A 14,280-nucleotide genomic window follows, 5' to 3' on the forward strand; every position below is an offset into this window, starting at 1 on the left:
GAGACAAAACAGTATTTTCTGTTTCAAACGAAACAACAGCAAAAAAGAAACAGCCACCGGAATCCGGCAGCCGTTTCAACATTTTCGTTAGGATAATATTTATTTCTTTGCTAACTGCAAAAGAATATCCATCACTTGAATCGCACTCTTTGACACTTTCGTACCAGGTCCGAATACGGCAATAGCACCGGCGTCAAACAGGAACTGATAATCCTGGTGAGGAATCACACCACCCACATACACGAGGATGTCCTCCCGGCCCAGTTTTTTCAACTCGGCGATAACGGCGGGTACCAACGTCTTGTGTCCGGCAGCCAAAGAAGAAACACCAATCACATGCACATCGTTTTCAACGGCTTGTTTTGCAGTTTCTTCGGGAGTCTGGAACAATGGTCCCATATCTACGTCGAAGCCCATATCGGCATAACCGGTAGCTACCACTTTAGCACCACGGTCGTGACCATCCTGGCCCATTTTAGCAATCATAATACGCGGACGACGTCCGGTCAGTTCGGCAAACTCATCGGTCATTGCCTTTGCTTTCTCGAAATCGGCATCTTCGCCGGCTACGCTTGAATATACTCCACTCACGGTTCTGATTACTGCTTTATAACGTCCACAAACTTTTTCACATGCATCTGAAATTTCACCTAAGGATGCACGCTTCTTCGCTGCATCTACAGCCAACTCCAGTAAGTTACCCTCGCCGGTTTCGGCACATTTGGTAATGGCAGCCAAAGCGGCTTCCACTTCTGCCTGATTCCGGTTGGCACGCAATTCTTTCAGGCGGGCAATCTGAGCCTCACGTACGGCCGTATTGTCGATTTCCAGAATATCAATCGGATCTTCCTTGTCCAAACGATACCTGTTCACGCCGACAATCGTCTGCTCGCCGCTATCAATACGAGCCTGGGTACGTGCTGCAGCTTCCTCAATACGCAACTTGGGTAAACCGGATTCAATGGCGGCTGCCATACCACCCAATTTTTCGATTTCCTGAATATGAGCCCAGGCTTTTTCCACCAACTCATTTGTCAGGCTCTCCACATAGTAAGAACCAGCCCACGGGTCAACAGCCTTGCAGATGGTAGATTCTTCCTGAATATAAATCTGGGTATTCCGGGCAATACGGGCTGAAAAATCGGTCGGCAAAGCAATAGCTTCATCCAACGCATTGGTATGCAGGGACTGGGTATGTCCCAGAGCTGCACCCATAGCCTCGATACAAGTACGCCCTACGTTGTTGAACGGATCCTGTTCAGTCAACGACCAACCGGAAGTCTGGCAGTGCGTACGCAGCGCCAGTGATTTCGGGTTCTTCGGATTGAACTGTTTCACAATCTTTGCCCACAACAAACGGCCAGCCCGCATTTTGGCGATTTCCATGAAATGGTTGGTACCGATAGCCCAAAAGAAAGACAAACGCGGAGCAAAAGCATCTATATCCATTCCCGCATTCACTCCGGCACGAAGATACTCCAATCCATCTGCCAACGTATAAGCCAACTCAATATCAGCAGTAGCACCTGCTTCCTGCATGTGGTATCCGGAGATAGAGATGGAGTTGAACTTCGGCATGTTCTTTGAAGTATACTCAAAGATATCCGCAATAATCTTCATCGAGAATTTCGGCGGATAAATATAAGTATTACGCACCATAAACTCTTTCAGAATATCGTTCTGAATCGTACCCGACAACTGGTCTAACGTTGCACCCTGTTCCAAACCTGCAACAATATAGAATGCCAGAACAGGAAGTACGGCACCGTTCATCGTCATAGATACGGACATTTTGTCCAAAGGAATCTGGTCGAACAAAATCTTCATATCCAGAATAGAATCGACAGCTACACCGGCTTTACCTACATCACCGATTACACGCGGGTGATCGGAATCATAACCGCGGTGAGTAGCCAGGTCAAAAGCTACTGAAAGTCCTTTTTGTCCGGCAGCCAGATTTCTACGGTAAAAAGCATTGGATTCCTCCGCAGTAGAGAATCCCGCATATTGACGAATCGTCCAGGGACGAAGCGGATACATGGCAGAATACGGCCCACGCAGATAAGGAGGAATACCAGCTACATAGTCCAGATGTTCCATCCCTTTCAGGTCATCGGCAGTATACACCGGTTTCACCGGAATCAACTCAGGAGTTGTCCAGTTCTTAGCGATATGGTTGGCTTTTTCCCATGCTTCAGCAGACATCGGAGCCTTTTCAAACGCTTTAATATTTATATCTTTAAAATTCGGTTTCATCGATTTCAAATTAAATAATTAGATTCCCAGTTTCTGTTGGTAAGCTTTCAATTCTTCCAACACATTGTTCTTCACGTGGATATAGTTCATCAGTCCCTTAGCTTCCAGTTCCGGACGGCTTTCGGGATTACCGGCAACAACGACAATGGCTTTGCCTTTCAGTTTTTCGAAAGCTTCGGGAGCAAATCCGGCATATTCATCATCGGAGCTACACAATACCACAATAGCAGCTTTGTTGTCTACACAAGCCTGAACACCTTCATCTACGGTCTTGAAACCATTATTGTCTTTTACTTCAAAACCGGCACAAGCGAAGAAATTACAAGCAAACTGAGCCCGGGCTTTCCGCATAGCCAGATTTCCCATCGGGAACATATAAACCACCGGACGGCCGTTTTTAGCCGCATACTGATCGGTCTTCAGGCGCATAGCTTCGAAAGCAGCCGGTCCACGGTAAGGTTTCAACGTTTCGATTTCAGCACCTTCAACCGTCTCATCTTCGGGTTCGAAAATACAAGCACACAACTGACGGTCAACCTTTTCATTGAAATTAGGGAATTGGTTCACACCCACAAAATTCTCTTTCCGTTGTGCAATAGCCAAATCGCGGGCCTGGGCCGTAGCCTTCACTGCAGCCTGCACAAAACCTTTCTTTAAAGCTTCGGCATATCCGCCCTGTTCCTGTGTTTCGAGGAACAGTTTCCAGGCAGCCTCAGCAATATTCTGAGTCAGCTCTTCAATATAATAAGAACCACCAGCAACGTCGACAATCTTAGCAAAATGGGACTCCTCTTTCAGTAACAACTGTTGATTTCGAGCCACACGTTCAGCCAGTTCGGTCGGATGGCACTCAAAAGTGTCGTCAAACGGATGCACAGTAAAAGAATCCACTCCTCCTAATACGGCCGACATCGTTTCGGTCTGCGTACGCAGCATATTTACATTCGGATCATAAACCGTTTTATTCCATTCAGAAGTTTCAGCATGAATATTCATCTTACACTTGCAATCGCAGGAAGGACGATAAGCCTTCACAATATGAGCCCACAAGTAACGGGCAGCGCGCAATTTGGCAATTTCCATAAAATATTTGGAACCAGTGGCAAAATGGAAACGGATTTTCGGAGCCACCTCATCGATGCTCATTCCGGCATCCGTCAATTTATCCAAATATTCCACACCGGCAGCCAAAGAAAAGCCCAACTCCTGAACAATGGAAGAACCGGAATTATTGAATACGTACCCGCCCACTTCAATGGTTTTGAAGTTTTTGTAAGCCGACATCTTTTCCGCATTGGCCCTTACATGCTCAAAAGGTTTTTCACAACACATCTTCCCTTTGCGGGTATAAGCGCTCATCGGGTCAATGTTGATACCGCCGTATATTTTTTCAGGAGCAATACCTCTTCCTTCCGCCACAGCCTGGAACGCATCCAGGACACTTTCTTTTTTACATCCGGCAACAAAGTTTATTTCAACACACTCCAGACAAATATCTTTCAGGAGAAGTTCCATATCCGCCTTTGTAAATTCCTGACATCCGTTCAGGATGAAACCCAGGGAATTCACACCGCGATTCAGCACATCCAATGCCTTCTTGTTCGCTTCAGCCAAATCTTCCACAACAATATCCTGACGCACATACCAGTCGTTGTTATCTTTTTGGTTTCCTCTGACAAACGGGAATTCGCCGGGTAGACAATCCAGATTCTTCAGGTCCTTCATATTCTCCAACCGATACATCGGCTGAACGTTGAAACCTTCATTGGTTCTCCATACAAGCTTTTTGTTAAAATCAGCCCCTTTCAGGTCTGCAGTGACTTTGTCGATCCATTCCTGCATGGTATTCGGCGCAAACTCACTGAAAAGCTTACTATTCTCTTTTTCTGCCATAATTTATATATTTAACTGTAACTGTTTGTTTTAAAAAACGAACAAATTTAACCCTTTCAAGGGATTAAAAAAATTATTTAACGCCTTTTTTCCGTATTTATAACGATTGAAATTCCTTTCACGAACAGCGACCACATTCCGGAAAATATACTCCTTCCTTTATCCAATCTGCTCAATCCCTCTCCTGCAGCTTCTTTAGGAAACACAGAAGCTGCAAAAAACCTTCTGCAGCAAACACAGGCATATCCGGAAAAATCAAATCGGCTCCCGCTTCCTTCAACTGACTGTCCGGAACAGGTCCCGTATTGACCGCCACAGTAAAAATACCGGCTGCCACAGCAGCCTTTACACCCAAGGGAGCATTTTCCACGACCACAGCTTCCGACGGTTTCACCCCGGCTTTCTTCAAACCTTTTAAATAAGGCTCCGGATGCGGTTTTCCTCGTTCCACATCAAAAGCCGTCACCATATATTCCGGTTTAAAAATCTCCGGGTATTCTTTATCCAACCGCTCCAACAAAGAACGTTGTCCCGAACCCGTAACCAATACCGGAATTAACCCGGCCTCCCTCACCCACTCAAGCAATTCTCTGGCTCCAGGCATAGGTTCCGTTTCCGGAAGCCCGTTAAAATAACGGCTCTTTTCCTTATAAATTTGTTCCAGTTCCCAATCCGCAGCTTCACGCCCATAGGCCCGCTTGAAAATATGATTGATGGTCCATTTGCCGGTAGCCCCCTCGTATTGGTAAAACTCATCCCGTTCACAAGGTATGCCCAAATCAGTAATCGCTCTATACCAGGAATAAGTATGATTTTTCATAGAATCAAACAACACCCCGTCCATATCAAAAAGTACAGCTTTCAAGTCCGAAGGAATATACCCGTGCTTTTTCCGGAAACACTCTACAGCAACAGCAATATCCATATGATTTCAATATATTTATTTACAATTTTCGCACCGGCATACCTCTATAAATCAGGACATTGTTTTAGGATTTCCTGCATGACAACCGCTGCTGCCTGGGCATCGGCAAGGGCATGATGATGAGTGGTCAGGTCAAAACCGCAATGGGCGGAAACGGTAGGCAGACGATAATTTTCCAATCCTTTAAATAATTTTCGGGCCAAACGACAGGTACAATAAAAACGATAGGCCGGATACGGCATTTCATACAAAGCAAATACCGCTTTCAGACACCCCTCATCAAACATGCTATTATGTGCCACCAATGGCACCCCCTCCACCAAGGGAGCAATCTCGCGCCATACCGTCGGAAAAGCCGGAGCATCTTCAGTATCTTCCCGGGTTAATCCATGAATTTCAGTATTCCGGCGGGAATAAAAATCAGGAACAGGATGAATCAAACTGTAAAATCGGTCCTCTATGTTTCCCCGGTTCACCAATACAATGCCTACGGAACAAACACTTGTCGGCTGCCAGTTTGCCGTTTCAAAATCCAGTGCTGCAAATTTCTCAATCATTCCTCTTTTTAAATATAAACTTTCCCGGCCTTCAAAACATTTCCTTTCATAATCCATATATGAGCCCCTGTGCCTTAGAAACCCAGGATAGACTGACGGCAAAGATAGCTATTTCCCACCCTCTTCCTGTTAAATTCTCCTGCCCATTCAAAAAAAATAGTTTTAACATTAACAATAAAGGAAATGAATTTTGAAAAAAACCAAATTATTCCGTATTTTGTCAGAATAAAACTTCATTCAATTCGGCATTAAGGGAATTTGATATACCTGTCTGATGCCTAAAAAAAAGAAATATGGAAAAAATAAAAGCAGCCGTAGTAGGCTATGGTAACATCGGAAAATATGTAGTGGAAGCCCTTCAAGTAAGTCCGGACTTCGAAATAGCAGGAATCGTTCGCCGGAATACCAAAGAAATTCCGGAAGAATTGAAAGCCTACAAAGTCGTAAACAATTTAAGTGAATTAAACGGCATTCAAGTGGCCATCCTTTGTACTCCCACCCGCAGTGTGGAAAAATATGCCACTCAAGCTTTAAGTATGGGCATCAATACAGTAGACAGTTTTGACATTCATACCCAAACCGTAGAACTTCACCGGACTTTAGACCAAATCGCCCGTCAGCATCAAGCAGTATCCGTCATGTCTGCCGGTTGGGATCCGGGATCAGATTCCGTCATCCGTGCGCTGTTAGAGGCATGTGCTCCCAAAGGACTGACATATACCAATTTCGGACCGGGTATGAGCATGGGACACACTGTAGCAGTGAAAGCCATCGAGGGAGTGAAAGCCGCCCTGTCTATGACCATTCCCACCGGCACCGGTATTCATCGCCGGATGGTATATATCGAACTCGCAGAAGGATATTCTTTCAATGAAATAGCTCAAAAAATCAAAAACGATCCTTATTTCGTCCATGACGAAACCCATGTCATGCAGGTGGAAAACGTAGATGCCCTGCTCGACATGGGACATGGCGTAAACCTCACCCGCAAAGGTGTATCCGGCAAAACGCAAAATCAATTGTTTGAATTTAACATGCACATCAACAACCCGGCACTGACAGCACAAATCATGGTTTCGTCCGCCCGTGCCACTATGCGCCAGCAACCGGGATGCTATACCCTCATCGAAATTCCGCCGGCAGACTTGTTGTACGGCGAACGGGAAGACCTCATCCGGCACCTCGTATAATCCCAAAATACAGGACTTCCTCCGCACCTCCTTATGAGCGGAGGAGGTCCTGCCTATCCTCCCGATCCTTTTGTTTTCCAAACTCTTCATAAATTAAGAAAAACTTTATACTTTCGTCATTTGGTATAATTATAGTCAGAATGAACGATAAACTGAAAGAAGAAATCCGGAAGACACAGGAAGTACTGAAAAACGGGGGAATCATTTTATACCCCACTGATACTATCTGGGGGCTCGGTTGCGATGCCACCAATCCGGAAGCAGTAAGACGAATTTACGAAATCAAGAAAAGAGCGGATAACAAATCCATGCTGGTATTATTGGACGATGCCGGCAAAATCGCTTCGTATGCGGATATACCGGACATTGCCCTGGACCTGATAGAAGTGACGGATAAACCCACCACAATTATTTATCCCAATGCCAAAAGACTGGCTCCCGACCTGATTGCCGAAGACGGAACCATCGGCATCCGCATTACCCGGGAAGAATTTACCCAATCCCTGCTTTATCGCTTCAATCGGCCCCTTATTTCCACTTCGGCAAATATCAGCGGAGAGCCTTCTCCCCGCTTTTTCAACGAAATCAGTGAAACCATCAAAAATGCAGTGGATTACATTGTCAACTACCGCCGCAACGACCATACCCCTGCTTCGCCTTCCAGTATCATCAAACTGGGATTAAACGGAGAAATTCAAATTATCCGGAAGTAAATAAAAGTGTAAAAGCTAAATTTTAACATCCAATACCATGGCTCTGATTTTAAATATTGACACGTCCACCTCCGTTTGCTCAGTAGCTTTAGCCAAAGACGGAAAAGTGATTGCAATAAAAGAAAACAACGAAGGATTAAACCACTCTGTCCTTCTGGGGACTTACATCCATGAGGTTTTACAGGAACATGCCCTGGAAGTGCAAGACTTAGATGCTGTAGCCGTCAGCATGGGCCCCGGCTCTTATACCGGCTTGCGGATTGGAGTATCGTTGGCCAAAGGATTATGCTTCGGGGCCGGCAAACCCTTGATTGCCATTCCAACCTTACAGGCCCTGGCCCTGGCCGTATCTGCCCAATTGAAGGAAGAGGCTCTTTACTGCCCGATGATTGACGCCCGCCGGATGGAAGTTTATACGGCCTTCTTCGACCAGAACAACCAGCCTGTAACTGAAACAAAAGCGGAAATTATAGATGAAAATTCTTTCTCCGGCTTGCTGAACAAACACACCATCTATTTTTTTGGCAACGGAAGTGAAAAAGTGAAACATATCCTGACCCATCCCAATGCCCGTTATGTTGAAAAAGCAGAAACTTCAGCCCGGCACATGGCCCCGCTGGCTGAGTCCGATTTTTCCAGGCAGAAATTCGTAGATGTCGCTTATTTTGAACCTTTCTACTTAAAAGACTTCATTGCCACCACCCCAAAAAAGAAAATCGGTTTTTAAGAATTCCCGCACCAAACCCTTCTGTTATTTTTCAGTATAACTAAATATACCACAACCATTATAAAATACAGAATGATGAAAACAAAATTATTTACCCTGCTTTTTACAATCCTGGCTTTAGGGGCCTGTAAAAAAGAAATCAATCTGGAAGTCAGAAAAATCCACGAAACGGACAAAACGGCCCAATGGAATATTGACATCCACCGTTCGGTTTTCTCTTTCCCGGAAAAGGAAGTTGAAGAAAGCTGTGTAAAATTCAACGACGAAATTACAGGATTGATTAACGGAATTCACGCCGCTTTCATAGAACAATGCAAAGAAACCGTCACCGGTCTCGATTCCATGGGATATAAACAGGCAGCTCCTTTTGAACTATATATCCAGGACTCTGTTTTTCTGGCAGATAAAAACTACATCAGCCTACTCATGTCTTCTTATGAAATGCTGGGCGGAGCCAACGGGATAACTCATTTTTATGGTGTAAACTACGACATGAAGAACCGCAGATTTCTGAATAAAAAAGATATATTAAATTACGACAAAGCACAAGAAATCAACTCTCTGTTAAAAGAAAACCTGAAAAACCCCGATAAATGCTATACTTTTGAAGCACCTACCGTAGAAAATTTCACGGCTTTAACTTTCACCCTCCATACTGTTGATTTCACTTATGCCAAGTATATTCTCGGACCGGGAGCCTGCGGACCGGTAACCATTTCCATTCCCAGATCCAAAATGCACGGCATGTTGAAGTTTTCAAATGCCCCAACCCGCTAAAACCGTCCCGGGCTTCCCTTGTGGCAAGCACAACACTGAAAGGTTGTACTGCCACAAAGGAAATAGAACGACCATAGAATACCAGCATTCAGGTAAAGAGATATATAATTACCAAAGATTACTTACGATAGGAAAAATTTCCTTCATGGGTATTGTCCTCTGCATGAGCCGCTATCCAAACCTTAAAATCTCCGGGTTCTGCAACATATTTCATCTCGTGATTATACATAGCAATTGTTTCCGGAGTAATTGTAAACTCCACCTGCACCGAATCTCCTTTGGGCAGAAAAACTTTCTGAAATCCACGTAACTCCTTCACCGGACGGGTGACACTGCCTGTTACATCCTGGATATACAACTGCACGACAGTCTCTCCATCCCTATCTCCTGTATTCACAACAACCGCACTCACTTCAAGTTCTCCTCCTGGCCTCAGTATATTCGTATTCATCCGCATATTCCGGATTTCAAAAGTAGTATAACTCAACCCGTATCCGAAAGGATAAAGCGGCGTATTAGGCGAATCAAGGTAAAAAGAACGGTAATCCTCCTTAGGATTCTCTGCACTGACGGGTCTTCCGGTATTTTTATGATTGTAATATACCGGTATCTGTCCCACAGAACGGGGAAAAGACATGGTCAGGCAAGCTGAAGGATTATAATTTCCACTAATCACATCCGCCATAGCATACCCTGCCATAGTGCCCAGATACCAGGCTTCCATAATACCGTCCACATGTTCGTCTTCCCAGGATAAATCCAATGGGCGGCCATTTATCAACACCAATCCCAGAGGCTTTCTCAACTTCACCAATTCCTCCAAAAGTTCACGTTGAATCTCCGGTAACCGGATATTTGTCCGGGAAGCTGCTTCTCCGGACCAGTTAAAATCTTCTCCCATCACTGCCAATATCACATCCGCCTGCGCCGCAACATCCATAGCTTCCCCGAAACCGCTCCTGTCGGAACCACTCAAATCACAACCGGCAGCATACAAAAACTTTACCTTATCCCCTTTATAAACATCCATGAGCCCCTCATAAAGAGAAGCACTCTGCTCCCGGTTTCCCCTGCCGGCCCATTCCCCGTTCTGATTCACTTTATCCTTTACCATAGGTCCAATCAAAGCCACCGTCTGGGATTTTCCGGGGTCTATCGGAAAAACCTTATTTTGATTCTTCAAAAGCACAATAGACTTTCTTCCGGCTTCACGTGCCACCTGCAAAAATTCAGGCCTCATGATGGTATTTTTTTCCCGGGTAGAATCCAAATAACGATAAGGGTCATCAAACAATCCCAGCAAAAATTTCATCTCCAGAATCGGTCTCACAGCACGGTCAATGACATGTTCTTTGACCTTCCGACTCTTCACCAATGAAGGTAAATTCCGGATAAAAACATTTCCGTTCATATCCATATCAATTCCGGCATTCACCGCCTTCTCCGCAGCCTCTTCCTCATTCGCAGCAATTCCGTGAGGAATCAATTCATTCACGGCAGTATAATCGGTCACGACAAATCCCTTAAACTTCCACTCATCGCGGAGCACATCCGTATAAAGGTACTTGTTGGCAGTAGCAGGAACCCCTTCCACTTCATTGAAGGAAGTCATAAAAGTAGCCACTCCAGCCTTTTCCGCAGCATAAAACGGAGGGAAATAAACCTCATACAAACTACGTCTCGATACATCCACAGTATTATAATCGCGTCCGGCCTCAGAAGCACCGTAAGCAACAAAATGCTTGGCACAAGCCAATACCGTATTAATCTTCTTCAAATCTTTCCACGAATCCCCCTGAAATCCCTGTACCCGGGCCACTGCCACCCGACTGCCATACCAGGGGTCCTCTCCGGCACCCTCCATCACCCGTCCCCAACGGGCATCACGGGTAACATCCACCATCGGGGCAAAAGTCCAGCATATCCCTTCTGCAGCAGCTTCTGTAGCCGCAACCGACGCCGTCCGCTTCATCAGCTCCAGGTCCCATGAACAGGATTCAGCCAAAGGCATCGGAAAAATAGTCCGGAATCCGTGTACCACATCATAACCAAACAAAACCGGTATTTTCAGGCGAGACTGCGACAATGCCATTTCCTGCAATTTTCGCACTCCCTCCACAGTTACAGCATTAAAAACACTTCCCACCAAACCTTTCTTTAAATACGTCTCCCAATCACTCTTCATGACAGGCCCCGTAATGTCCCAGTCAGCAGAATACTGCGTCATTTGCCCGATTTTCTCTTCTAAGGTCATTAATTTCAATACAGAATCTACTTTGCGTTCTATCACCTCATCACCGCTAAAACTCTTCCATTTTCCTCCGGAATGGCAGGCAGACAATAAAATGACTGACAGAATAACCAGACTACTCTTCATACCTTTAAATTTAAATTCTAATTCTTATCTTCCAGATGCGGACTTTCAAACCCAAGCCGTTTCAAGCCTTTTTTCACATCCGGATGGCTCATAAACAATTCCCAGAGCAAACCGCTCCGAAAATTCTCAATCATTCCGATAATCGGCCCCTGGTCAATAGCCAGATAGGAATCAGCAACCCAATTTACCGTCGGATTAAAAGCATCCCTAAAACCGTACTCTCCCCACAAATCCTTCCCCAGGGTATAATAAAAATGCCTTAACACATCCATGGAATACTCCGGCGTGTAAGGAAAAGCAGACAAAGCCGCCGTCGGTGTAATCACCCCCCGGTCGTTCAAAGGGTCATGGGCCGCATACCCCTTATTCCCGTCACTGGCAGTAAATCCCCAGCTGTTCACTCCATATCCTTTATACCCCCAAGGATTCACAATCGCATGCCGGCGGTTAATCAAGGTATGATTCACATTCTGCTGCCAATAATCTGCATACCGGTCTTTCAGACCACGTGGATCAAGTCCCAGGTAAGAATAATGGGTAAAAAACAAAGGACCTCCGTAATCCATTCCCAAAGGCAAAAGAATACCGTAAAATTCCTTACCGTTCCGAAAAACAGGACCGTTAGCCCATCCCTGATGATATACGGAATCGTGAATCGGATGGGTCGGCGAAGAAGCTCCCAGGATATAAGTAATCTGAGCCTCATTGTGCCCACGGATAGGATGATTCATCTCCCAACCGTAATTGGGTGACCAATGCCAATAAAGTACAGGCTGCCCGTTGGTAAACCAATACCAGTCCGCCTCCCGCCAAAGTTTATCAATCTCCTGGCGCAATTCTTTCTCCTTCATAGTTTTACGGTCAAAATATTGATGAGCCATCAACAACCCCTGGAAGAGAAACGATGTCTCCACCAAATCAGCTCCCTCGTCTTTCTCGCTGAAAGCAATAACCTTGCCGGTTGTCCCATTTAGCCAATGCGGCCAAATACCATGCCAGCGTTCCGCTTTCTTGTCAAGGAAATGTACCATTTTCAACAAACGCTCCAATCCTTGTTCCCGGGTAATATATCCCCTTTCTATGCCGATAATAATAGCCATTACCCCGAATCCCGAACCGCCGACAGTCACCACTTCATGACTCACATGCACAGTATCTGTACGCTCACGGGCCAAACCACTGACCGGATGGCCAAAATCCCAGAAATAACGGAAAGTCTGACGTTGCACCATATCCAGTAAAGCCTCATTGTGCAATTCCTGGGCCGATAAGCTTCCGGTGAACCACAAACTCAAAAATAACAAAAACCCTTTCATACCTTACAACATTCTTAAAACTTCCTTCCCATCAGGGATTTTGCTTCAATACCCCCTGAGATATGTCTATCTGAGTTTGCGGCAACAAAAAGACGCGATTCCGGACGGCAGAAAAATGAGTGTCAGGATTATCCGCCCTCAATTCGCGGAGGGCATATCCGGGAACGACCTGGTCAGCCCTAAGCAAATCAAAAAAACGATGCCCCTCCAAAGCCAATTCTATCCGTCTCTCATGCCAGATAATTTCCCTCAACTTTTCTTTATTCGTTTCGGTAATTTCAGGTAAAATATCGGAATAATCCTCCCCTTCTGCAACCGATTTCCGGGCCCTCTCCCTCACCAGTTCCAGTTTATCCAAAGCTTCTGCCGTTCTTCCCAGTTCATTTGCAGCTTCCGCATATATCAACAAAACGTCGGCATAACGCAAAAAATAAAGATGGGCATTGGTCTTGGTAAAGCTATTCGCATTCCAATAACTGACAGGCCAGATGACCTTACGGTTGGCCCGGGGGGCCAAACCCGTCGCAAAATGAATGGCTCCCACCCCTTCCACTGTATCTCCACTAAAAAACACCGTGGCAGCCAAACGGGGATCTCCCTTTTCATAGCTATTGACTAAACTCTCTGTGGGTGAAAAATATCCCCATCCCCAATATCCGCGCACTCCCTGCCACATGACAAACTGGGATTCACTGTCCCGGTTATCCTGCCACAAAAACTGGTCCGCCAACATCACTTCGCGCGAATACAAAGAACGCGGATTGAATAAATCCCGGTAATGGGGATGTAAAGCATATTCCCCTCTTACAATCACGGAATCAGCATAATTAAAAGCTTTCTGGTATTCTTGCCGGAATAAATAAACTTTCGCCAGCAACCCCTGTGCCGTACTTCGGGTCACCCTTCCCCATTCCTTCTCTCCCCACTGGGTACGGGTTGGTAAATTCATGGACGCATAGGTCAAATCTTTTATAATTTCTTCATACACCCGGGCTTCCGTAGCCCGGGGCTTGTTATATTGTCCAGGTTGCGGGACCTCCGTCATCAAGGGTACACCCCCGAAAGCCCTGACCAGATTAAAGTAAAAAAATCCCCGGAAAAAACGTGCCTGAGCCATACACCTCACCTTTAACTCTTCATTCCCCAAGCCTTCCAAAGATTCAAGTGCCACATTACAATTGGCAATGGCATTATAATTACCCGTCCACCAATTGTTCAACTCATCTACCCCGGCATTGTAAGTGAAATCATTCACTGTATTTAACCGGGCCACACTCCCATCTGCCAATTCACTCCCCGTATTACTATTGTCACTCGGCAGTTCACAAATCACAAACCAGGGAAATCCGATCTGATCCCACTCCCGAAGTCTCGAATATATCGCATTAATCCCCATCAAGGCACCCTCTTCCTCACTAAAAAATACCTCTTCCGTTAATTTTCCCTGTGGCTCAGGACTCAAAAAACCTTCACATCCTCCTGCCAACAACCCCATCCATGTCATCCAAATCAAACTCTTCATACCTTTCATATTTTCGGTTTACATCTA

Annotated in this window: 11 protein-coding genes; 4 read left to right on the top strand and 7 right to left on the bottom strand. The window is 45.5% G+C overall.

The window, feature by feature from the left end; genetic code table 11:
• Positions 1-99: 99 nt before the first annotated feature.
• The 4 genes from scpA to D1136_RS05080 form a co-directional block, all read right to left on the bottom strand.
• Positions 100-2,256 (bottom strand): methylmalonyl-CoA mutase, encoded by a 2,157-nt coding sequence (gene scpA / locus D1136_RS05065; protein WP_161876553.1) that lies wholly within the window; start codon positions 2,254-2,256, stop codon positions 100-102.
• An 18-nt stretch (positions 2,257-2,274) separates the two neighbouring features.
• Positions 2,275-4,149 (bottom strand): methylmalonyl-CoA mutase family protein, encoded by a 1,875-nt coding sequence (locus tag D1136_RS05070; protein ID WP_161876554.1) that lies wholly within the window; start codon positions 4,147-4,149, stop codon positions 2,275-2,277.
• 172 nt (positions 4,150-4,321) lie between these two features.
• Positions 4,322-5,074, bottom strand: a complete 753-nt coding sequence (locus D1136_RS05075) for an HAD family phosphatase (protein ID WP_161876555.1) — start codon at positions 5,072-5,074, stop codon at positions 4,322-4,324.
• A 44-nt stretch (positions 5,075-5,118) separates the two neighbouring features.
• Positions 5,119-5,628: a 3'-5' exonuclease gene (locus D1136_RS05080; protein ID WP_161876733.1), complete on the bottom strand. Its 510-nt coding sequence runs from the start codon at positions 5,626-5,628 to the stop codon at positions 5,119-5,121.
• A gap of 296 nt (positions 5,629-5,924) precedes the next feature.
• Here D1136_RS05080 and D1136_RS05085 point away from each other — a divergent pair, with 296 nt between their 5' ends.
• From D1136_RS05085 to D1136_RS05100, 4 genes are all read left to right on the top strand, one after another.
• Positions 5,925-6,821 (top strand): diaminopimelate dehydrogenase, encoded by an 897-nt coding sequence (locus D1136_RS05085; RefSeq protein ID WP_161876556.1) that lies wholly within the window; start codon positions 5,925-5,927, stop codon positions 6,819-6,821.
• Between the two features lie 140 nt (positions 6,822-6,961).
• Entirely contained in the window at positions 6,962-7,534 is a 573-nt protein-coding gene (locus D1136_RS05090; protein WP_202623066.1) for an L-threonylcarbamoyladenylate synthase, read from the top strand.
• A gap of 37 nt (positions 7,535-7,571) precedes the next feature.
• Positions 7,572-8,261 carry a tRNA (adenosine(37)-N6)-threonylcarbamoyltransferase complex dimerization subunit type 1 TsaB gene (tsaB, locus tag D1136_RS05095; protein WP_161876557.1) on the top strand — a complete coding sequence of 230 codons (690 nt, stop codon included), beginning with the start codon at positions 7,572-7,574 and terminating at the stop codon, positions 8,259-8,261.
• Positions 8,262-8,336: 75 nt separating this feature from the next.
• Positions 8,337-9,038, top strand: a complete 702-nt coding sequence (locus tag D1136_RS05100) for a DUF3298 domain-containing protein (protein ID WP_161876558.1) — start codon at positions 8,337-8,339, stop codon at positions 9,036-9,038.
• Between the two features lie 118 nt (positions 9,039-9,156).
• Here D1136_RS05100 and bglX read toward each other — a convergent pair whose 3' ends face one another.
• Genes bglX through D1136_RS05115 form a run of 3 tightly spaced genes read right to left on the bottom strand, consistent with a single transcriptional unit; the run spans position 9,157 to position 14,253 of the window.
• The gene (gene bglX / locus D1136_RS05105; RefSeq protein WP_161876559.1) at positions 9,157-11,415 is read right to left on the bottom strand and encodes a beta-glucosidase BglX; all 2,259 of its coding nucleotides are present in this window, start codon (positions 11,413-11,415) and stop codon (positions 9,157-9,159) included.
• A 17-nt stretch (positions 11,416-11,432) separates the two neighbouring features.
• On the bottom strand, positions 11,433-12,731 hold the full coding sequence (locus D1136_RS05110; RefSeq protein ID WP_161876560.1) for a glucoamylase family protein: 1,299 nt from the start codon (positions 12,729-12,731) through the stop codon (positions 11,433-11,435).
• 31 nt (positions 12,732-12,762) lie between these two features.
• Positions 12,763-14,253, bottom strand: coding sequence for a RagB/SusD family nutrient uptake outer membrane protein (locus tag D1136_RS05115; protein WP_161876561.1), 1,491 nt, complete (start codon positions 14,251-14,253; stop codon positions 12,763-12,765).
• Positions 14,254-14,280: the final 27 nt, after the last annotated feature.

This window comes from Odoribacter sp. Z80, from assembly GCF_009935865.1.
Lineage (GTDB): Bacteria > Bacteroidota > Bacteroidia > Bacteroidales > Marinifilaceae > Odoribacter.

Bases quoted from the DNA above. Each gene is read 5' to 3' on its own strand.
- scpA (WP_161876553.1), bottom strand. From the start codon at position 2,256: ATGAAACCGAATTTTAAAGATATAAATATTAAAGCGTTTGAAAAGGCT.
- D1136_RS05070 (WP_161876554.1), bottom strand. From the start codon at position 4,149: ATGGCAGAAAAAGAGAATAGTAAGCTTTTCAGTGAGTTTGCGCCGAAT.
- D1136_RS05075 (WP_161876555.1), bottom strand. From the start codon at position 5,074: ATGGATATTGCTGTTGCTGTAGAGTGTTTCCGGAAAAAGCACGGGTAT.
- D1136_RS05085 (WP_161876556.1), top strand. From the start codon at position 5,925: ATGGAAAAAATAAAAGCAGCCGTAGTAGGCTATGGTAACATCGGAAAA.
- D1136_RS05090 (WP_202623066.1), top strand. From the start codon at position 6,962: ATGAACGATAAACTGAAAGAAGAAATCCGGAAGACACAGGAAGTACTG.
- tsaB (WP_161876557.1), top strand. From the start codon at position 7,572: ATGGCTCTGATTTTAAATATTGACACGTCCACCTCCGTTTGCTCAGTA.
- D1136_RS05100 (WP_161876558.1), top strand. From the start codon at position 8,337: ATGAAAACAAAATTATTTACCCTGCTTTTTACAATCCTGGCTTTAGGG.
- bglX (WP_161876559.1), bottom strand. From the start codon at position 11,415: ATGAAGAGTAGTCTGGTTATTCTGTCAGTCATTTTATTGTCTGCCTGC.
- D1136_RS05110 (WP_161876560.1), bottom strand. From the start codon at position 12,731: ATGAAAGGGTTTTTGTTATTTTTGAGTTTGTGGTTCACCGGAAGCTTA.
- D1136_RS05115 (WP_161876561.1), bottom strand. From the start codon at position 14,253: ATGAAGAGTTTGATTTGGATGACATGGATGGGGTTGTTGGCAGGAGGA.